Here is a 20,503-nt window from a genome sequence, read left to right on the forward strand (position 1 = left end):
AAATTCAAAAAATAATAAAAAAGAAAGATATTGAAGACATCAACAGCCATCTAAATAATTATATCCTCAGCGTATCAAAACTTCTTGATAACACCTACCATTTCAAAAAACCATCTAAGAGACAAACACAATTCACTCAACGTCACATGATAAACAAAATCATTGAGACTTATTTCACTGATAAAATACTGCACAGAACAGTAGAAGGTAAAGACACTCCTATTAATAATTTAAGCTCAGGTGAAAAAAGGACTGCACTTCTCGATTTAGCACTTGCTTTTCTTAGAGCCAACCCCAATAAATTATCATCTCAAACTATATTCGCTATTGATGAACCTGAGCTATCACTGCACGCGACAGCATGTTTCAAACAATTTGAGAAGATAAAAAAAATAAGTCACCTTGGAATACAAACGCTAATAACGACACATTGGTATGGCTTTCTCCCAGTTGTTGGGATTGGCTCAGCGACTTATATATCACCCAACCAGGCACACGTAAAACAATTAAATTTAAACTTCTTTAGAGAAGAAATTACATTATTCATCAAAGAATCAAAAGGAATTTATCTAGACACACTTGAAGTAAAAAGCAATCACGACTTAGTTCAATCAATAATAGCATCAATAACTTCAAAAAACAGTTATAACTGGCTGTTATGTGAAGGGAAGACTGATAAGGCATATTTAGAGAGACATCTTGAATTTGAGAATATCGAAAACCTTGTCGTATTACCTGTAGGTGGCTCCTTTGCCATAAAAGACATATATAGTTATTTAGTTCTTGCTCTAAAAGATAGAAAAAAAACTATAAATGGAAAGGTATTTTGTTTACTGGACACTGATAGCATATACGATAAATTCGATAGCTCTGATTCCATTCCGAATTTAAAAATAAGAAGACTGTTGTTGAACGAAACATCTGAACATATACAACTTTTAAAAACCACAGATAGCAGAGTTAGTCCCCCAACAGAAATTGAGGATGCTTTAGATAGCTCATTCTATTGGGAGTCACTTAAAAGACTTTATGAATCAGGAGTTTTAGAATTTAGTTTTATTGATGAGGCTAACACACTGTTGTCAGATATTTCCGGTGGTGCATTAAATATAAACGTTGAACAAAAAAAACTATTAACCAAATTCTTTAACGAGCCTGGTAACAAGACAAAATTCTGCGAAATTTATTGTAGCTTAATATCTGAAACAGACGAAATAAGGACACCACAATGGTTATTAGAGATTGCTAATTTCTTCCATGATGAGGCTGATGATATTTAATAACTAAAAATCACATTATCGACAATGGTATCCTAAGGTTTTAACTAAGTAAATGTATGCTCGATACGCGGCTTATATGCCGCGTGACTTTCGACTTACTTCATGCAGACCTCATCCTCTGCAGGCTGCATTTTACACCAATGCTTTATAACGGCCTGATAATGTTCATTAAGAAAGGATATGTGGCTTGATGCATCAGGTTTATTAGTATGGCACTAACAATAAGAATACTTTTTTTGCAACTCTCTTTACTTTTATGTTTAGAGCGCCGGATGAAAAGAGTCATGTGGTATTGGTTCAATTAGGCAGCATTCATAACGAATTTCACTGCTATTACATTGTTTTTCGAGGCGTCTTCCAGATTTTTAATCGGCTTAAAAATAGCGCTGGCAGTAAGAATGCGGAAGCGTAGACTCGCTTTAACCGGAAAAATCCGGTAACAGGATTGGCGTCCTGAATAAAAACGGCGATAAAATGAGATGCACCCGACATCTTGTTTGTCATATCCTTACCCTTGCCTGAGATCGCGGTAAACTAACGCAGAATCAATGGTGAGCTGGGTAGGGGCTTCTTATGAAGCGCCGGAGGTCTCCGTTTGCTCTGGTACGCCAACTCTGCCCAGCTTGCCACCCTGAAATTGGCGTTTCTGGTGGTGAGTATTTCCATTACAATCGGAGAAAATCACTATGACTCACTCATTTATCCCCCTCATATATTCCCGCCGCGCTATCTCCCAATTTAAAATTGGAGGTGTGCGATGAACTACGGCACAGCGGATATTTCCATCCTCGAGATTAACGAGCTTTGCGATCAGTGTCGGGCGCTGGCGTTTGCCATTACCGAACTCAGCCACCCCATTGCCCGTGATGTGCTGCACTGGATACGGGTTGAACGGCTGGATATGCTGAGCCTGCGTTTTGAGCCGCAGGAAGTGGTGCTGGAACTGGCCTAATTTCAGCGCATTGAGGCTGTAAATGAAGCCCGTCGCCTTTACGCGATGGGCTTTTTTGTTATCATGCGGGGCTGAATAACAGAGAAGTCATGGAGTGATTATGAAACGCATTGCTATCGATATGGATGAGGTTATCGCTGACTTTCATCCTAAAATGGTAAAAACATGGAACACGCATTTTTCCCAACGGCTGGCGCCCGAAGAGTTGAACCTGTTTCAGCTGCACCAGGATGACCCTGACCGGCTGGGAGAGCTTTTTGAGCTGGTCGTGAGCGACCCGACATTCTTTGCTGACCTCGACGTTATCGAAGACAGCCAGCGGGTGATTGCCCGGCTGAGCGAGCGGTACGAGATTTTTATTACCACCGCCGCAATGGAGGTCCCGACCTCGTTTAACGCCAAATTTCAGTGGCTGAAGACGCATTTCCCTGATATCAGACCAAGCCATATTGTGTTCTGCGGCAACAAAAGTATTATCAATGCCGATTATATGATCGACGACAATGCGTTTAACTTCGTCAATTTCTGCGGGGAAGGCCTTCTCTACTCTGCGCCACACAACCGTCTGGTTACGGGCTACCGTCGCGTGGAAAACTGGCGAGATATTGAAACCCTACTGCTGTAGCAGCAGGGCCTGGCCGCAGGCGCGTTAGCGGTTGTGATACTGCAACAGCGTGTCAATCAGCTGCTGCAGCAGCGGCTGCAGCTGAGCCGCTTTATCCCCACGCCATTTGAACGGCGGTGCTTCTTCCATGTAGTTACACTGCGCCAGTTCCAGCTGCACCGCGTGCTGGTTCTCCTGCGGTTTGCCATAGGCGCGCGTAATGTATCCCCCCTTAAAGCGCCCGTTCAGCACCCAGCTAAACTGCGACTGTGCGCCACAGCGTGCGGTCAGCTGTTGCGCCAGACGTGGGCTGCAGCTTGCCCCGTCGTTGGTGCCGAGATTCAGGTCAGGCAGCTGCCCCTCGAACAGGCGGGGGATCACTGAAGCGATCGAGTGGGCATCAAACAGCAGCGCATAGCCGTGCTGCTGCTTGATACGCGCCAGCTCCTGCTGAATTTTGCCATGATACGGCTGCCAGATATGCTGCAGATAGCCCGCCCGCTGCTGCGGAGTTGGCGTCATGCCCGGCTTGAAAGTCGGCGTGCCGTCAAACAGCGTTTCCGGGTACAGACCCGTGGTGGCCGTGGTGTAGAGTGCCTGATTATCCGGCGGACGGTTCAAATCGATCACAAAGCGTGAATAGTTTCCCACCAGCACGCTGACGCCCATCTCACGGGCGAAATCGTACAGTTTTGGAATATGCCAGTCGGTATCCGGCAAACCTTTTGCCGCATCACTCAGCCCGGCTTCCACTTCTGGTGTTAACAGCGTTCCCGCGTGGGGAATACTCAGCAGCAGCGGCAGTTTACCGGCGCTGAATTGAAAAGCGTTCATCGTTGTTCTCCTCGGTCTGCACCTCTAAACACCACCCGGCACGGCAGCTGCCCGCCGAGCCAGTAAACCAGTTCTGCCGGGCGCGTCAGCGGCCAGTGCACAAAGTCCGCCAGCTTACCGACCTCCAGCGAGCCTATCCGCTCGGCCAGCCCCAGCGCGCGCGCGCCGTGCAGCGTGACGCCAGCCAGCGCCTCTTCCGGCGTCATGCCGAATAGCGTACAACCCATATTGAGCATCAGGCGCAGCGACAGCGCGGGCGAGGTGCCCGGATTGGCATCGCTCGCCAGCGCCATCGGCACCTGATAGCGGCGGAACAGTTCAACCGGAGGATGCTGCTTTTCGCGCAGCAGGTAGAAGGCGCCCGGCAGCAGCACCGCCACCGTGCCGTGTTGCGCCATCGCCGCCACGTCACGTTCAGTGGCGTATTCAAGATGGTCAGCTGACAGCGCGTTAAACCCTGCTGCCAGCGCACCGCCGCCCAGGGAAGAGAGCTGCTCAGCGTGCAGTTTAACCGGCAGGCCAAGCTGCTGTGCAGCGCTGAACACCCGGCTAACCTGCTCAGGTGAAAACGCCAGATGCTCACAGAAAGCGTCAACCGCATCCGCCAGCTTCTCTTTAGCGACCTGCGGCAGCAGCTGCTGGCAAATCACCTCGACCCAGGCATCGGGCTGGTCTTTGTATTCCGGCGGCACCGCATGCGCCGCTAAACAGGTGGCTTCCACCTGCGCGGGCACTTCTGTAGCCAGCTGACGGATGGCTTTTAGCATGCGCAGCTCACTGTCAATCTCCAGCCCATAACCGGACTTAATCTCGACGGTGGTGACACCCTCTGCCAACAGATGCCCCAGGCGCTGACGGGCGCTGGCCACCAGCGTATCCTGCGACGCCGCCCGCGTCGCGCGCACCGTAGAGATAATCCCCCCGCCCTGCGCAGCAATCTCGCTGTAGCTGACGCCGTTCAGTCGCTGCTCAAATTCGTGACTGCGGTCGCCGCCAAAGACCAGGTGGGTATGACAATCCACCAACCCTGGCGTAACGATACCGCCGCCAAGGTCGGTACGCTGCTGCGCCACAATATGCGCACTTTGTGATAAAGGCCCGATCCAGACGATTTTTTCGCCACTCACGGCGATCGCGCCCTGTTCAATAATGCTATAGCGCCCGTCGCGCATAGTGACGACATCGGCGCCGAACCATAAATGGTCACAGCTGAGTTGCTGGTTCATCCGCTCTCCTGCGTTGTGCGCTTTACTGTTGTTTCATAAGTATGTATATGTATATACAACCTCATTGCACAGGAAGCAACCATGACTCGCTTTTTTACGCCCCGCGCCCTGCTGGCTGAAGGCTGGCAACATAATGTCCTGATTGAAGTCGATCATCTGGGTAACATCGCCGCTCTCACCGCCAACAGTACACCACAGGATGCACTGCGTCTTAAGGGTAGCGTGCTTCCGGCGATGGCTAACCTGCATTCTCACGCTTTCCAGCGCGCCATGGCCGGGCTGGCCGAAGTTGCCGGTAATCCGCAGGACAGCTTCTGGACCTGGCGCGAACTGATGTACCACATGGTGCAGCGCCTGACGCCTGCGCAAGTGACCGCGATCGCCAGCCACCTTTATGTCGATATGCTGAAAGGCGGCTATACCCAGGTGGCGGAATTCCACTATCTTCACCATCAGCCCGACGGTCAACCTTACCCTGATGACGCGATGCTGGATGCGCTGATCCTCGCGGCAGAGCGCAGCGGCATCGGCCAGACTATGTTGCCGGTGCTGTACAGCTTTGCCGGATTCGGTAGCCAGCCCGCGCAGCCCGGGCAAAAGCGCTTTATTCAGGATGCCGACAGCTACCTGGCGCAGCAGCAGCGCCTGCGACAGAAAATCGCCGCTAAGCCATTGCTGAATCAGGGGCTGTGCTTCCACTCACTGCGCGCCGTTAACCAGCAGCAGATGCGCCAGGTGCTGGAAAATAGCCCATCCGACCTGCCGGTGCATATTCATATTGCCGAACAGGAGAAAGAGGTCAACGACTCGCTGGCGTGGAGCGGTGAGCGCCCGGTTAGCTGGCTGCTGGACCGCTTTGCCGTGGATGCGCGCTGGTGCCTGATCCACGCCACGCATCTGGATGAGTCTGAAATCGCGCGCCTCGCCGCCAGCCAGGCCGTTGCTGGCCTGTGCCCGACCACCGAAGCGAACCTCGGTGACGGCATCTTCCCCGCCACGCAGTATGTGGCGCAGGGTGGCCGCTGGGGAATTGGCTCCGACAGCCATGTCTCGCTGGATGTCGTCGAGGAGCTGCGCTGGCTGGAGTACGCCCAGCGCCTGCGTGACCGCCGCCGCAACCGCATCGTTACCGCGCAGCAACCCTCGGTGGGTGATGTGCTGTATCAGCAGGCGCTGAGCGGCGGTGCGCAGGCCTGCGGGGTGAAAATTGGCAGCCTGCAGGTGGGCTATCGTGCCGACTGGCTGGTGCTGGCCGACGACGCCCTGCTCGCCAGCACGCCGGATGCGTCACTGCTGAACCGCTGGCTGTTTGCCGGCAACCGCGCGCAGATTCAGGACGTGTTTGTCGCCGGGCAGCAGCGGATTAACGACGGTATGCATGCGCAGCAGGCTGAGATCGATGCCGATCTGCGCGAAGCCCTGGAGGCACTGCGATGATCCGGCGTTACGACAGTCAGCAGTTACCCGTCAGCCGCTGGCGCAACGGCGGCGGTGAGACGCGGGAAATCATCAGCTATCCGCCCGGCGTGGTGGATTTCGACTGGCGCATCAGCATCGCCACCATCGCCAGCGACGGCGATTTTTCCACATTTCCCGGCATTGACCGCATTATCACTCTGCTGAGCGGCGATGTCGCACTCTACCGCCAGGGCGCGCTTATCCAGCATCTTGCCCTTAATCAGCCGTTCGCTTTTCCGGGTGAAGAGGCTATTGCCGCCCGTCTGGCAGGCGGTTGCAGCACTGACTTCAATATTATGGCGCGCCGCAGCCGCTATCAGCCGGCGGCAGGGATCGCCACCCAGCGCTTTGCCCCGCAGGATGAGGTTAGCGGCGTGGTGTATGTGATTGCCGGAGAGTGGCAGTGCGCAGATGGGGTGCTGGACGCAGGCCAGGGCGCCTGGTGGGGGGAAGGTGCCGGGGAGTTTATCCCGCTGAGCGAAAACGCGCAGCTGCTGTGGGGAACGTTAAAAGCCAAAGTGTCGCGCAGTTTAGCTGGATAAATCAGAGTTTATCATGGATATTTAAATATATAAGGACGTAGCATGACTGAGCCAGAATTAATTGCAAAGCAAATACTGTCTACATTGCAGAAAAGAAAACAATCAGCCTACATGAAATACTCAGAAGCTACGGGTGATGTGGTGTTGGACTTTTCAAGAGACGTGGGTTATTTAACCTATGAGTACTTCGATAGTGATAATAGAGGAAGGAATAAAAATGAAACCATCAGGTTAATAAAAACCTTAAAAAAATGCAGCTTCAGAGTTCGAATAACAGACATTGTAAAAATAGTTGCTAGTGAATTCACTGCCTATATTCCGGAAAAAATATTGGAACTGGTTCCTGGCAAACTCGGCAAGATGACCGGAGATATTTTTATTAATAAAGTGTTGATGCAGGATATGACATCACTGCTTGCCAATAAACTTTTAAACCGCATTGGTGTCAATGCCATCTTTTCCACAGCGCTTCTACTGGGAGGAGCACGCGCCAGAGCAATATACGCTTCACAACGATTGTTTAATGAGTCACCGAAAATTTATTACCGATTAAAGGATAGCGGAGATCTGGATCTTCTCTATTACATCGTTGAAGACCACCTCGAACCCTTCATCGAGGCGATATCAATTGCTAAAAAAAATCCAGGTGAATTTGAAAATATCGTCCTTACCGTGGTAGACGGCCTTAGCCAGTAGAATCAGCCGCTTTAAAACGGCAGGAGATTTTCAGCAAAAAGTAAATAATCCCTGCCGAGAAAAGCATTATAAGGAGATGACCGATCATATCTCCAGCATTGAGAGTATATATTCCACCATCATCAATCAACATCTTAATAACAAAAAACATGCTCACAAACAAAAAAACAAAGATTACAGAAAAAACAGCGATAACCAGCATCACAAACATGCGCAAATATTTTTTAATATCCATTCTTTACAGCCTCCCTTAACTAAAATTCACCTGCATAGTAAATTTCATGCCATTTAACCATCAGCACCTGATTATGCGAGTTGCGCGCCCGGAAGTATCGCTTAAACAATATGCTCCCCGCCGGTTAAAGGAGCGAGGCGCATCATTGCCCTAACCGTGATAAACGGCATTAGCCAGTAGAATCAGCCAGTTTTTAAACGGCAGGATATCTTCATGGAAAAGTAAATAATTCCTGCCGAAAAAAGAAGTATTAGGAGATGACCAATCAGATTACCCGAATTAAAAGCGTAAATACCACCATTATCAATCATCTCTTTTAACACAATAAACATACTTACAAAGAAAAAAACAAAGATTACAGCAAAAACAGCGATAACCAGCATTACAAATATGCGCAAATATTTTTTGATGTCCATTCTGTACTAGCTCCCTGAGTTATAAATTCACTTTTATCGTACACTTATTTCTATTTTACTATCAATCCTTGATTATCTGATGAAATTAAAATCCATCCTATATTTTGCCTTGGCTGACGACCTCAGCCGTGGCTCTTAAAACGCCCCAGCAGCTTGTAGCGCGACCCCGGGTAGAGCAGCTTTGCATAGGTCACCACTTTGCTGTCGCTCCAGGTCTGGCGGCGGATCAGCAGGCAAGGCTCCTGCGCTTCAATGGCCAAAAGCTGGCACTGCTGGGCATCCGGCAGCACCGCTTCAACGATATGTTCCCCGGCGGTTAATGGGGCGACGCGCATCAGATAGGTGTACGGCGTCTGGCTGTGATAATCCTGCTGCAGATAATCAGGCGCCACCAGCGGGTTGACGACGCGCTCTTCCAGCTGCACCGGCAGGTCATTTTCAAAATGGACGATAAGCGATTGGAACAGCGTTTGCCCGGTCGTTAATCCGAGCACCGCCGCCTGCTCTGGATCGGCTTTGCTTTCGCGCAGCGTGAGAATTTTGCAGCTGTGACTATGGCCGCGCTGGGCAATCTCTTCAGCAATATTATGCACTTCCAACATCGCGGTGTAGCCTTTCATCTCCGCGACAAAGGTCCCCACGCCCTGCATACGCATCAGATAACCTTCGCTGGTCAGCTCGCGCAATGCCCGGTTGATGGTCATCCTGCTGACGCCGAGTTCATTGACCAGTTCGCTTTCGGACGGCACGCGCTGGTTGGCTTTCCATACCCCTTCACTAATCTGGCTGATAATCGCCTGCTTGACACGCTGATAGATTGGCGCGGGCTGATCGCTCATGGCGGCGGAGAGTTGTGAAATGGCAGTCTGCACGACCATAGCAAGTTCCTTGTAGTGGTAATAACGGGCAGTTTACTGACTTCATTCTTGAATGTATATACATCCTCTTTGCACCGGAAAATGGCAAATTGAACCAGCATGGTGCAGCGCAGCGTCGCGCAGGGCGCCTACTGCGCGTCAGTCGAGTTTAAAAGTGCGCTCAAAGCAACCAAATTCATATTTGTGACGCAGGTGGCACAACTCTTGCTGGTTGTATAGACAAGACTATACACATGTGATTCACTCAATGATGTCTTCGACTCATATTCATTGCACACGCACTTGTCTATACAGGAGTATACCATGTCACTGACTACACATCATTGTCTGCTCACACCGGGCAAGGTGGACCTGGCCACCCTAAAAGCGATTTATCGCGGTGGGGTAAAACTGGCGCTGGACGAGCCATCACGCAGCCGTATTCAGCAGGCGAGTGCGACCGTGGATGCTATCGTCAGCTCCGGCAAGGTCACCTACGGCATCAATACCGGGTTCGGTAAGCTGGCGCAAACCACCATTCCCAACGAGCGCCTGGCCGAACTGCAGCGCAACCTGGTCCTGTCGCACAGCGTCGGTCTCGGAGAGTTGCTGCCGGATGATGTCGCGCGTGTGATCATGGCGACGAAAGTGATCAGCCTTTCTCGCGGCCACTCCGGTATTCGTATTGAACTGGTGGACGGCCTGATTAGCCTGTTTAACGCGGGTGTGATGCCGTGCATTCCAGAGAAAGGATCGGTCGGTGCTTCCGGCGATCTCGCCCCGCTGGCGCATCTCTCGCTGATGCTGCTGGGTGAAGGCGAAGTGCGCGTGGCGGGCAAACTGATGCCAGCCACGCAGGGGTTAGCCCTCGCCGGGCTGGAGCCCTTTGTGCTGGGGCCGAAAGAGGGCCTGGCGCTGCTCAACGGTACCCAGGTGTCTACTGCGCTGGCACTGCGCGGCCTGTTCGAAGCAGAAAACGCCTTCGCCGCCGGGCTGGTAGCCGGGTCGCTGTCGCTGGAAGCGATTAAAGGTTCGCTTAAACCTTTTGACCATCGCATTCATGAAGCACGCGGCCAGCAGGGGCAGATTGACGTTGCCGCAGCGGTCAGTGCCCTGCTGGAGGGCAGCGATATTCTGCCTTCACATGCCAACTGCGGGCGCGTACAGGATCCCTACTCGATTCGCTGCGTGCCGCAGGTGATGGGTGCCTGCCTCGATAACCTCAACCACGCAGCAAAAGTGCTGCAGATCGAAGCTAACGCCGCATCCGATAACCCGCTGGTATTCACCGATACGGGTGAAGTGATCTCCGGCGGCAACTTCCATGCAGAGCCGGTAGCCTTTGCCGCCGATATTATCGCGCTGGCGGTGGCCGAAATCGGTGCCATTTCCGAACGTCGCCTCGCCCTGCTGCTGGATACCGGGCTGTCCGGGCTGCCGCCGTTCCTGGTGAACGATGGCGGGGTCAATTCCGGCTTTATGATCGCCCAGGTTACCGCCGCCGCGCTGGCTTCAGAAAACAAATCCCTTGCCCATCCGGGCAGCGTCGACAGCCTGCCAACCTCAGCTAACCAGGAAGATCACGTGTCGATGGCAACCTACGCCGCGCGTCGCCTCGGCGCCATGTGCTTTAACACCGCCGCTGTGGTCGGTATCGAAGCGATGGCCGCCGCGCAGGGTATTGATTTCCATCGCCCGCTGCGCAGTTCACCGCAGCTGGAGCAGGTGTTGGCCAGCATTCGCCAGCGCGTGCCTTACCTCGAAAAAGATCGCCTGATGGCGCCTGATATTGAACAGATGCGCCTGTGGGCCAGCCAGGATACCTGGCCGGAAATGATTGCCGCGCTGCTGCCCGCACGCGCTCGCTAAGCCTTAATCCTTTGGAGGAAACTGTTATGACCGAGTCCGTAAGCAAAGCCGTCGCGCGTACCATTCGTGCCCCGCATGGTAGCACTCTGCACTGCGCCAACTGGCTGATTGAAGCCGCGTACCGCATGATCCAAAACAACCTCGATCCGGACGTGGCCGAGCGCCCGGAAGATCTGGTGGTGTACGGCGGTATTGGTAAAGCGGCGCGTAACTGGGAGTGTTTCGAGCAGATCCTGCGTTCACTGCAAGCGCTGCAGCCGGAAGAGACGCTGCTGGTGCAGTCCGGCAAGCCGGTGGGCGTTTTCCGCACACATGCCGATGCGCCACGCGTACTGATCGCAAACTCCAACCTGGTGCCGCACTGGGCGACCTGGGACCACTTCCACGAGCTGGATAAAGCGGGCCTGATGATGTACGGCCAGATGACCGCCGGGTCCTGGATCTACATTGGTGCCCAGGGCATCGTGCAGGGAACGTTTGAAACCTTCGCCGAAGCCGGCCGCCAGCACTTTGACGGCGACTTAATCGGTAAGTGGATCCTCACCGCCGGGCTGGGCGGCATGGGCGGTGCGCAACCGCTGGCGGGCGTGCTGGCCGGGGCATCAGTGCTGGCAGTGGAGTGCCAGGAGTCGCGTATCGACTTCCGCCTGCGCACCCGCTACCTCGACTACAAGGCTTACAGCATTGAAGAAGCGCTGGATATCATCACTAAAGCCAATAAAGAGAAGCGTGCCATCTCCGTTGGCCTGCTGGGTAACGCCGCCGAAATCCTGCCGGAGCTGGTTAAGCGTGCTAAAGCAGGCGGCATGAAGCCGGATATCGTCACCGATCAAACCTCCGCGCACGATCCGATTAACGGCTATCTGCCTGCGGGCTGGGATCTGGCGCGCTGGGAGTCCGAGCGCAAAACGAATCCTAAAGCCGTCGAAAAAGCGGCACGCGCTTCAATGGCGGTCCACGTGCAGGCGATGCTCGACTTCTGCCATATGGGCATTCCCACTGTCGACTACGGCAACAATATTCGTCAGGTCGCGCTGGAAGAAGGAGTGAAAAACGCCTTTGATTTCCCAGGCTTCGTTCCTGCCTATATCCGTCCGCTGTTCTGCGAAGGTAAAGGCCCGTTCCGCTGGGTGGCTCTCTCTGGCGATCCGGAGGATATCTATAAGACTGACGCCAAACTAAAAGAGCTGTTCCCGGACCATAAAAACCTGCACCGCTGGCTGGATATGGCGCAGGAGCGCATCGCTTTCCAGGGCCTTCCGGCACGTATCTGCTGGCTGGGCCTGGGCGAGCGCCATCTGGCGGGCCTGGCCTTTAACGAAATGGTGCGCAACGGCGAGCTGAAGGCGCCCGTCGTCATCGGTCGCGATCACCTTGACTGCGGCTCGGTCGCCTCGCCAAACCGTGAAACCGAAGCGATGAAGGACGGTTCAGATGCCGTTTCTGACTGGCCGCTGCTCAACGCCCTGCTGAACACCGCAGGCGGCGCGACCTGGGTCAGCCTGCACCACGGCGGCGGCGTGGGTATGGGCTTCTCACAGCATGCAGGGGTCGTCATTGTCGCCGACGGTACCAAAGAAGCCGACAAGCGCCTGGGCCGCGTGCTGTGGAATGATCCCGCCACCGGCGTGATGCGCCACGCGGATGCCGGTTATGACATCGCCAAAAACTGCGCTCATCAGCACGAGCTCAATCTGCCGATGGTCAAATAACGCCGCAACGGGCCTGGTCTGCAGGCCCGTTTTTCATCGCATCACTGCCCCTCTTACCCGCGTTTTATGCTAACTTATTTCCTGCCCGCTAAGTGAATAGCGCCCCGTACAGGAGACGTAACCGATGGCCATTCCCCTTTCGCTGATTGAAGAAGCCACAGGCTGGCGCAGGATGCTGCACGCCCAACCTGAAATGGGCTATCAGGAACATCAAACGGCTCAAATGGTGGCGCAACAGCTCACCGCAATGGGGCTACAGGTGCATCGTGGGCTGGCGGGCACTGGCGTGGTGGGCACGCTGGAAAACGGCCCCGGCCCAACGATAGGCCTGCGGGCAGATATGGATGCATTACCGATCACCGAATTAGGCAGCGCCGCTCACCGCTCGACCCGCCCCGGCGTGATGCATGCCTGCGGCCATGACGGCCATACCGCGATACTGCTGGCCGCTGCCAGGCACCTGAGCAGCACGCGCAACTTTAGTGGCACGCTGCATTTTGTCTTTCAGCCTGCGGAGGAAAACCTCGGCGGCGCACGACGCATGGTGGAAGAGGGGCTGTTTAACCTGTTCCCGATGGATGCTATTTACGGCATGCACAACTGGCCGGGGCTGCCCGCCGGGCACGTTGCGGTTAATGAAGGGGCGATGATGGCGTCGCTCGATTCGTTTGAAATTACCCTGCGCGGCCGCAGCTGCCATGCGGCGATGCCGGAAAACGGCGCGGACCCGATTGTCGCCGCCGCGCAGCTGATCCTGGCGCTGCAAACCATTCCTTCGCGCCGCCTGTCACCGCTGGCATCTGCGGTGGTCAGCATTACGCAGATCAACGGCGGTGAAGCGATTAACGTGATCCCGGAAAATGTGGTGCTGCGCGGCACGCTGCGCTGCCTGCAGGCCGATGTGCGCCAGCGCGTGCGTCAGATGATTGACGAGTTTGTCACCACCTTTACCGCCCCGCTGGGCATTGACGGCAGCATCGACTATCAGACCGATTATCCGGTAACCGCAAACCACGCGCAGGAAGCCGCCAGGGTGCGCGACTGTGCATTAACCTTGCTGCCTGCGGAAAAAGTGCAGTGGAATGTGAACCCGTCGATGGCATCAGAGGATTTTGCCTGCATGCTGGAAGCCTGCCCGGGCGCCTATTTCTGGCTGGGTGCGGATGGAGAGACGCCGTCAGCGCCGCTGCACAATGCAGGTTACGATTTTAACGATGCGCTGATCGGCCCCGGTATTGCGCTGTGGACCGCGCTGGCAGAGCAGCTGTTGCCACGTTGATCATCGCAGCGGGCGGACCGGAAAAGAGGGTCCGCCCCTACACAAGACAATGTACAGAATGGCCATATTATCCCCCCTGTAGGGGACGACCATTTTTTGCGGTCGTCCCGTGCCGAGAGTTGCCCCGGTGATGAAGACCATTTTTCCGGTCGTCCCTTTACGCCTTAATACCCCGCCTGAGCAATCAATTCTAACGCCCCATCGAGATCCGCGGCGCGCCCGGTGGCAAGGTAGCAGCAGGCGATCTGCAGCCGCAGCGACTGCGGCACCGGGACTTCCTGTGCCAGGCAACGATGGATCCACGCGGCGGTGGTTTCGGCATCCTTTGCACCCGGCAACGCACCGTCGCTCAGCACCGGCTCATCCTGGCGCCCCAGCAGCTGCTCCGGCTGTGCACCGGCAATCAGGCTGATTGCCGGGCAGCGCTGCGGGTTAGCGTAAACCTCCCCTTCTGTGCCGTTGAGCAGCAGCCCGCGCCCGCCAATATCGCTGAAGAACTTGCCGACGCGCGGGATATATTCCGGGTGCGATACGCTGGCGAGGCGCAGCGCAGCGTCCTCGGCAAACGGCGTCGCCAGCTTAGCCAGCGTATGGGCGCTGTTGCGCACTCCCATACGCCAGCGCAGCGAGAGCTGCTGCTCCATCGCCGGGCACAGCGTTCCGATGGTGATAAACGCCAGTTCACCGGCGTCCAGCTTGGCCTGCGCTTCAGCCGCTGAAGCCACCGGCGCGATACCCAGTGCGGCGAACACCGCTTCGCTGGTAACGCGAGTCGGATCGTCGCTAACGCCATGCATCAGCACCGGGAAACCGAGGCGAGAGAGCAGCAGCGCCAGCAGCGGCGTAAGGTTGCCCTGGCGGCGTGCACCGTTATAGCTGGGGATGACAACAGGCATAGGCAGGTGCGCAGGCGGCCTCAACCGCGGCATCTGCTCCTGCATCGCCTGGTAGAAGCCGAGCATCTCCTCTTCGCCTTCACCTTTGATGCGCAGCGCAATCAGGATCCCGCCCAGCTCCAGCTCGGGCACGTTGCCGGCCAGCATCTGGCGATACAGGTCGCGGGCGGTATCAATATCAATATCGCGCGCGTGATTTTTGCCGCGCCCGACCTCTTTAATAATCTTGTTATATTCCATACTCATGCCTGGTTGTCTCGATTAACGACGCCGCCTGCCTGCGGGTTTTGGCCTCATGGCAGGCGTCACGGCTTTCGGCAGCTCGCCCTCCGGCATGGGCGGCTGCTCTATTGGGAATACCGGTAGCGCACCCAGCAGGCGCGCACCATAGCTTTTGCTGATCAGACGGCGGTCATAAATAATAATCTCGCCGAAGCAGTCATGGCTGCGGATCAGGCGGCCAACCTGCTGGATAAGATTAAACGACGCGCTCGGCAGGCTCTGCACTTCAAACGGATAGCGCTTAAGGCTTTTCAGCCACTCGCCCTCGGTCAAAATAACCGGACTGTCGACCGGGGGGAAAGCAATTTTATGGATATGCACCTGGGATAGCAGGTCACCTTTAAGATCCAGCCCTTCGGCGAACGACTGTAACCCTACCAGCACGCTGGTTTCGCCCTGCTCTACGCGTTTGCGGTGCAGCGCCACCAGTGCCGGGCGCGGCTTGTCGCCCTGTACCAGCATCATCAGGCGCAGCTCGGGCAGATAGGCGATAAACTGCTGCATCGCCCGATTGCTGGCGAACAGTACCAGGATCCCTTTGTGCTGCGCCTCTTTGATCTGCTGGCGAAAAAAGTGCGCTATTTCAGCCAGGTGCATCACTTCATTCGCCAGCATCGGCTCATATTTCATCTGCGGAATAACCAGCTTGCCCTGCGTGACGTGGTTAAACGGCGAGTCGAGTGAGACAAAGCGATCGCCCGCCTTTTCACTCAGGCCGGACATCTCCTGCAGGCGCTGGAAGCTGTTGAGGGACCGCAGCGTGGCGGAGGTGACCACCACGTGAGGGATCTTACGCCACAGCAGCTTTTCCAGCTGATCGCTGACGCGGATCCCGGCGCAGTGAAACAGCAGGTGCGCATTGCCATCGCGGATCTCCCGCGCCACCCACTTTGACACCGGCGCACCGGAAGCCTGCTCCATCGCCGCCAGCCGCCACAGCTTGCTGCTGGCTTCAAACCAGCCCAGCGCACGATTCATCTGGATCAGCGTGCGCTGCAGCCGCACCACGTCAAACTGGCCGCTCTTCTCGCTGAGGTCGTTCATCAACCCTTCCGCCAGCCCGCGCAGCGCATCGCTGAGCTTGAACAGGCGGGCGCAAAGGGTGAGGATCTCCTCAGGCAGCAGGCCCATCTCAAAGCGGTACTCGCCCTCCTGGCCGTCCGGCGGCAGGTACAGGCCGAGGATCTGTGACAGCATCTGCAGCTGCTCACGCACCTCTTCACAGTGCGCTTTCAGTTTGTCTGGGTGGCTAAGCGGCGGCGGGCGCTTCGGGCGGAACTGCGCGAGGCACTGCTCCACCAGGCGGCAGAACAGGTCGAGCTGCAGCATGGTCCAGCCCGGGGTGATCTCACCGCTCATTTCGAGCGCATCACGCGCCACGTCGGGCAGATGGTGGCCTTCGTCCAGCACCAGCAGCAGGTTCTTCGGCGGCGGCAGCACCGATTCGGTTTCCAGCGCCGCCATCACCAGCGCGTGGTTCGCCACCACCACGTCGGCGTTCTCAATTTCACGCCGCGCCACGTAAAACGGGCACTCGCGGAACCAGTTGCAGTTACTGCCGAGACAGTTGGCTTTATCGGTGCTGAGGCGCTGCCACAGCGAATCTTCGATATTTTCCGCGCTGTGGTCGCGCAGGCCATCCCACTGATAGCGCTTAAGGGATTTTTCCAGTTCGGTGCAGATCGCGCGCTCATCTTTACTGGCGGTCATATCGTCGTCGAGAAACAGCAGCAGATCGCCCTGATTCTCTTCGTCCGTCGCCAGCGCCGACAGGTTGCGCGGGCAGACGTAGCGCCCGCGGCCAAAGGCGGCGGTGAACTTCAGTTCGGGGATAATCTTTTTCAGCAGCGGCAGATCCTTGCTGAAAATCTGGTCCTGCAGCGCCACGTTGGCGGTACTGACCACCAGCGGTTTTTCTTCAGCGCGGCTAACGGCAATGCCGGGGATCAGGTAGGAGAGCGTCTTACCCACGCCGGTGGGGGCTTCAATAGCCAGATGACGACCGTCGTCCCCCGACAGCGTTTTAGCCACTTCAGCAATCATCTGCCGCTGGGGAGCACGCGGAATAAAATCGGGGACTTGCTGTTGCAGGGCTTTATACCACCCGGCAATTTGCGTTTTTAACGCGACAGTTAACGCCATGACAACCACTTCCTGCTGAACAAGGCTGTATTTTTACACAGTATTGCCGTGGCGTCAGCCTGCAATGACTATTCTCCCGAGACGGCTCGCAGTTTGCCTGGCGTTTCAGACCCGCTTGTACATCACCGTTGTGGCTTCCCTCTCCCCCGCTACCGACTGCGCATAGTCCGGGATCTGCCCGGCGACCTGCCAGCCGCGGGAGGCATACAGCGGTTCCGCAACGTCGCCACTGCGGGTGTCCAGCACCAGCAGGCTGCGCCCGGCGGCACGCGCACGCTCCTCTGCCTGCTGCATCAGCGCCCGGGCAATGCCGCGCCGCCGCGCTTCAGGATGCACCAGCAGCTTGACGATTTCCGCCCGGTGCGCGCCGTTAGGCGGCATCGCCAGCACCACCATCACCGTGGCTACAATCCGCCCCTGCAGGCGCGCCACCAGCAGCTGTTTATCGCCGCACGCCAGGCTCAGCACCACGTCCTGCCAGAATCGGCTGAGCACTGCCGGATCGCGATTGACAAAGCCGACGCTGGCACCTTGCGCCACGCAGCCGTCCAGCACCCGGCACAGTGCCTCCTGCTCAGAATGAGCCTGCTGTGCGTCTAACCACTGATATTCGAGTTCATTCATGAGCGGGCCACCACCAGGGCATAGTGCGCGCCGCTGGCTTCCGGCGCGTGAAAAGAGGTTTGACCAAATAGGTGGAAGCGCAGGCAGTCGCCCTTCTCCAGCCGCCACTGCCGATCGTTCATGCGCAGTTCCAGCACGCCATCCAGCATCCAGATATGCTGCTCCAGTCCCGCCACCGGCGGGATGTCATAGTCGATGCGCGCCCCGGCTTCGAGGTGCGCCTCCACCAGCTCTGCGTGAAACGCCTGCGCCGGAGGCGAGACGCTGCGGCGCTGGTAGCCGCTCTCCGCATCGCGCCACAGGCTCTGCTGTTCAGGACGCAAAAGCTGTACCCCGCCCTGTTCCACTTCGCTGAGCAGGCGAGACATGGTTAATCCATAGGCACTGCACAGGCGATTGAGCAGTGCCGCCGTGGGGCTGCTCTCAGCACGCTCGATACGCGATAGCGAAGCGCGGCTAATCCCGGTAAGATCTGACAACACCTCCAGCGACCAGCCCTTTTCATCACGCAGATCGGCCAGACGCTGAGCAAGCCGCTGTTCCGTTGGAGTCTGTTTCACTTTATCTTCTCATATTAGGGAATTAATCTCATATATGAGATTTAACCGGAAAACCTGACAGTTTCAAGTTGTACAACTATAAATAAATTGTACAACCTGACGTAATTGGTTACGTTGGTGTCAGGAATGTAGTCAGTAAGAGGTAATGCATGACTCTGTACAGCATCGGTGATGTCGCCGAACGCTGCGGTATTAACCCGGTCACGCTGCGTGCCTGGCAGCGTCGTTATGGCCTGCTCAAGCCACAGCGCACAGAGGGTGGCCACCGCCAGTTCGACGAAGAAGACATTGAGCGCATTGAGGAGATCAAGCGCTGGATAGAGAGCGGCGTGCCGGTCGGCAAAGTTAAGGCCTTGCTGGAAGGCGAAAACGTTAATGTTGATGATGGGTGGTTTACCCTTCAGGAAGAACTGATGGTCGTGCTGCGCATGGTGCGTCCGTCCAAACTACGCGTCAAAATTGCCAGTATTGGCAAGGAAAATCCGGCCGAATCGCTTATCGATCATGTTTTTGTTCCTATCCGTCAACGACTGGGGCTGGATCAAAATACGGCTCGCGCTATGTGCAGTTTGCTGGATGGTGCTTTAATTGATTATATCTGCTTCTGTTTAGCCGGTTCGCGCAAGAAGGCAGGTAAAGATGCCCTGCTGGTAGGCTGGGGCATTACCGACCGCACGCGGCTGTGGATGGAAGCATGGCGCCTGGCGCAGCAGGGCTGGCGTATTGACGTGCTGGCGGAACCGCTGGAGTCCCCGCGACCTGAGCTCTTTCCCGGCCAGCATATCTTTGTTTACACCGGTAAAGCATTGACCAAACGCCAGCAGGAGCAGCTGGCTCACTGGCAGGAACAGGGATTCTCCATCACCTCACACGGTAATTGAAGGGGCACGGCATGACGCAACAGGCGACACTGAACCAGCTGGTAGAATTTTATGAAACGCTGGACAGCAGCCGTCTTGCGCAGCTGCCACAAATTTACCATCACGATATTCGCCTGTGCGATCCGGTGGGTGAACATCAGGGGCTGGCGGTGGTTGAACGTTACTTTGCCGAACTGCTAAAAAATATGCGCTACTGCCGCTTTATCGTCACGCTGGTGCGCGAGTTCGACAATGATGCCCTGCTGCTATGGCGTATGGAGTATGCCCACCCGGCGCTACAACGCGGCGCGGAGCAGAGCCTGGAGGGCAGCAGCTATCTGCGCTTTCGCGCGGATAAGATCGTTTTCCAGCGCGACTACTACGACATGGGCGCAATGCTGTATGAGAAACTGCCGCTGCTGGGCTCAGTGGTCAACCGGATCAAAAAGAGGCTACAGCCATGAAACGCGTTCTGATTACCGGTGCCAGTTCGGGCATTGGCCAGCAGCTGGCGCAGGATTATGCCGCCGCTGGCTGGCACGTCACCGCCTGTGGCCGCAACCGCGAACGGCTGGAAGCGCTGCAGGTTCAGCATCCACAAATTGAACTGTGCGAATTCGATATTACCGATCTGGCGCAGACGCGTTCAGCCCTCAGCAACAGGCTAGTTGATCTCGCTATCCTGTGCGCCGGCACCTGTGAATACCTTGATCATGGGCTGGTGGAAGCGGAAAAAGTCCACCGCGTGATGCAGACTAACTTTAGCGGCCCGATTAACTGCCTCGACAGCCTGCTGCCGCAAATGCAGCCCGGTAGCCGCGTGGCGCTGGTGGGTTCCACCGCCAGCCTGGTGCCACTGCCCCGGGCCGAAGCCTACGGCGCATCGAAAGCCGCGCTGGCCTATTTCGCCCGCAGCCTGGCACAGGACGTCTCGCGCCAGCAGGTCGGTATCAGCCTGGTGCTGCCCGGCTTTGTTGATACCCCGCTGACGCGGCGCAATGATTTCGCCATGCCGATGATTGTCGACGTGGTCCAGGCCTCGCGCTTTATTCGCCACGGTCTGGAGAAGGGCAAAGCGGAAATCGCTTTCCCCCGCCTGTTTGCCTTTATTCTGCGGGTCACATCCCGCCTGCCCATTGCCCTTCAGCGCCTGCTCACGCAGCGAATAGCGAGGTAGCC

Annotated in this window: 21 protein-coding genes; 12 read left to right on the plus strand and 9 right to left on the minus strand. The window is 55.9% G+C overall.

What is annotated here, in order from left to right; all coding sequences use genetic code 11:
- From ID864_RS12785 to ID864_RS12795, 3 genes are all read left to right on the plus strand, one after another.
- A partial coding sequence (locus ID864_RS12785) for an AAA family ATPase (protein ID WP_191149916.1) occupies positions 1 to 1,280 on the plus strand: 1,280 nt, incomplete at its 5' end.
- A gap of 757 nt (positions 1,281 to 2,037) precedes the next feature.
- Positions 2,038 to 2,232 carry a hypothetical protein gene (locus ID864_RS12790; protein WP_191149917.1) on the plus strand — a complete coding sequence of 65 codons (195 nt, stop codon included), beginning with the start codon at positions 2,038 to 2,040 and terminating at the stop codon, positions 2,230 to 2,232.
- A 100-nt stretch (positions 2,233 to 2,332) separates the two neighbouring features.
- On the plus strand, positions 2,333 to 2,857 hold the full coding sequence (locus ID864_RS12795) for a 5' nucleotidase, NT5C type (RefSeq protein WP_191149918.1): 525 nt from the start codon (positions 2,333 to 2,335) through the stop codon (positions 2,855 to 2,857).
- A gap of 24 nt (positions 2,858 to 2,881) precedes the next feature.
- Here the strand turns inward: ID864_RS12795 and hutG are convergent, their stop codons facing one another.
- Together hutG and hutI are read right to left on the minus strand one after the other, a co-directional pair.
- The gene (hutG, locus tag ID864_RS12800) at positions 2,882 to 3,670 is read right to left on the minus strand and encodes an N-formylglutamate deformylase (protein ID WP_048916616.1); all 789 of its coding nucleotides are present in this window, start codon (positions 3,668 to 3,670) and stop codon (positions 2,882 to 2,884) included.
- The gene (gene hutI, locus ID864_RS12805; protein WP_048916617.1) at positions 3,667 to 4,896 is read right to left on the minus strand and encodes an imidazolonepropionase; all 1,230 of its coding nucleotides are present in this window, start codon (positions 4,894 to 4,896) and stop codon (positions 3,667 to 3,669) included. The genes hutG and hutI overlap by 4 nt, the downstream gene beginning before the upstream one ends.
- 81 nt (positions 4,897 to 4,977) lie before the next feature.
- Between hutI and ID864_RS12810 the strand changes: the two genes are divergently transcribed.
- From ID864_RS12810 to ID864_RS12820, 3 genes are read left to right on the plus strand one after another with little or no spacing between them, the layout of a single operon-like run.
- Positions 4,978 to 6,333, plus strand: coding sequence for a formimidoylglutamate deiminase (locus tag ID864_RS12810; protein WP_191149919.1), 1,356 nt, complete (start codon positions 4,978 to 4,980; stop codon positions 6,331 to 6,333).
- On the plus strand, positions 6,330 to 6,896 hold the full coding sequence (locus ID864_RS12815) for a HutD/Ves family protein (RefSeq protein ID WP_191149920.1): 567 nt from the start codon (positions 6,330 to 6,332) through the stop codon (positions 6,894 to 6,896). The genes ID864_RS12810 and ID864_RS12815 overlap by 4 nt, the downstream gene beginning before the upstream one ends.
- 42 nt (positions 6,897 to 6,938) lie before the next feature.
- Entirely contained in the window at positions 6,939 to 7,592 is a 654-nt protein-coding gene (locus tag ID864_RS12820; RefSeq protein ID WP_191149921.1) for a hypothetical protein, read from the plus strand.
- Here the strand turns inward: ID864_RS12820 and ID864_RS12825 are convergent.
- The 3 genes from ID864_RS12825 to hutC all read right to left on the minus strand — a co-directional run bounded on the left by ID864_RS12825 (position 7,582) and on the right by hutC (position 9,121).
- Positions 7,582 to 7,827, minus strand: coding sequence for a hypothetical protein (locus tag ID864_RS12825; RefSeq protein ID WP_191149922.1), 246 nt, complete (start codon positions 7,825 to 7,827; stop codon positions 7,582 to 7,584). The two genes, ID864_RS12820 and ID864_RS12825, sit on opposite strands and share 11 nt — an antisense overlap.
- A gap of 182 nt (positions 7,828 to 8,009) precedes the next feature.
- Positions 8,010 to 8,243, minus strand: a complete 234-nt coding sequence (locus ID864_RS12830; RefSeq protein WP_191149923.1) for a hypothetical protein — start codon at positions 8,241 to 8,243, stop codon at positions 8,010 to 8,012.
- Between the two features lie 122 nt (positions 8,244 to 8,365).
- Entirely contained in the window at positions 8,366 to 9,121 is a 756-nt protein-coding gene (gene hutC / locus ID864_RS12835) for a histidine utilization repressor (RefSeq protein WP_191149924.1), read from the minus strand.
- Positions 9,122 to 9,424: 303 nt separating this feature from the next.
- On the opposite strand from hutC, the gene hutH reads away from it, so the two are divergent.
- The 3 genes from hutH (at position 9,425) to ID864_RS12850 (ending at position 13,960) form a co-directional block, all read left to right on the plus strand.
- Positions 9,425 to 10,969 (plus strand): histidine ammonia-lyase, encoded by a 1,545-nt coding sequence (hutH, locus tag ID864_RS12840; RefSeq protein WP_133624119.1) that lies wholly within the window; start codon positions 9,425 to 9,427, stop codon positions 10,967 to 10,969.
- 26 nt (positions 10,970 to 10,995) lie between these two features.
- Positions 10,996 to 12,681 (plus strand): urocanate hydratase, encoded by a 1,686-nt coding sequence (gene hutU / locus ID864_RS12845; protein WP_099753711.1) that lies wholly within the window; start codon positions 10,996 to 10,998, stop codon positions 12,679 to 12,681.
- A gap of 124 nt (positions 12,682 to 12,805) precedes the next feature.
- Positions 12,806 to 13,960, plus strand: coding sequence for a M20 aminoacylase family protein (locus tag ID864_RS12850; RefSeq protein ID WP_191149925.1), 1,155 nt, complete (start codon positions 12,806 to 12,808; stop codon positions 13,958 to 13,960).
- 164 nt (positions 13,961 to 14,124) lie between these two features.
- On the opposite strand, the gene ybiB is transcribed toward ID864_RS12850, so the two are convergent.
- The 4 genes from ybiB to ID864_RS12870 all read right to left on the minus strand — a co-directional run bounded on the left by ybiB (position 14,125) and on the right by ID864_RS12870 (position 18,464).
- Positions 14,125 to 15,096, minus strand: a complete 972-nt coding sequence (gene ybiB, locus ID864_RS12855; protein ID WP_191149926.1) for a DNA-binding protein YbiB — start codon at positions 15,094 to 15,096, stop codon at positions 14,125 to 14,127.
- Between the two features lie 21 nt (positions 15,097 to 15,117).
- Positions 15,118 to 17,280 (minus strand): ATP-dependent DNA helicase DinG, encoded by a 2,163-nt coding sequence (gene dinG, locus ID864_RS12860; RefSeq protein WP_191149927.1) that lies wholly within the window; start codon positions 17,278 to 17,280, stop codon positions 15,118 to 15,120.
- Between the two features lie 105 nt (positions 17,281 to 17,385).
- The gene (locus ID864_RS12865) at positions 17,386 to 17,904 is read right to left on the minus strand and encodes a GNAT family N-acetyltransferase (protein WP_048916626.1); all 519 of its coding nucleotides are present in this window, start codon (positions 17,902 to 17,904) and stop codon (positions 17,386 to 17,388) included.
- Positions 17,901 to 18,464 (minus strand): helix-turn-helix domain-containing protein, encoded by a 564-nt coding sequence (locus ID864_RS12870; protein WP_099753715.1) that lies wholly within the window; start codon positions 18,462 to 18,464, stop codon positions 17,901 to 17,903. Before ID864_RS12870 ends, ID864_RS12865 begins: the two co-directional genes overlap by 4 nt.
- 149 nt (positions 18,465 to 18,613) lie before the next feature.
- On the opposite strand from ID864_RS12870, the gene ID864_RS12875 reads away from it, so the two are divergent.
- The 3 genes from ID864_RS12875 to ID864_RS12885 are packed head-to-tail and all read left to right on the plus strand — an operon-like array spanning position 18,614 to position 20,501.
- Positions 18,614 to 19,345 (plus strand): MerR family transcriptional regulator, encoded by a 732-nt coding sequence (locus ID864_RS12875; RefSeq protein ID WP_048916628.1) that lies wholly within the window; start codon positions 18,614 to 18,616, stop codon positions 19,343 to 19,345.
- Positions 19,346 to 19,356: 11 nt separating this feature from the next.
- Positions 19,357 to 19,788, plus strand: a complete 432-nt coding sequence (locus tag ID864_RS12880; RefSeq protein ID WP_048916629.1) for a nuclear transport factor 2 family protein — start codon at positions 19,357 to 19,359, stop codon at positions 19,786 to 19,788.
- Positions 19,785 to 20,501 (plus strand): SDR family NAD(P)-dependent oxidoreductase, encoded by a 717-nt coding sequence (locus ID864_RS12885; protein ID WP_048916630.1) that lies wholly within the window; start codon positions 19,785 to 19,787, stop codon positions 20,499 to 20,501. The genes ID864_RS12880 and ID864_RS12885 overlap by 4 nt, the downstream gene beginning before the upstream one ends.
- The last annotated feature ends 2 nt before the right edge of the window (positions 20,502 to 20,503 follow it).

The organism is Erwinia aphidicola, from assembly GCF_014773485.1.
Taxonomy (GTDB): Bacteria; Pseudomonadota; Gammaproteobacteria; order Enterobacterales; family Enterobacteriaceae; genus Erwinia; species Erwinia aphidicola.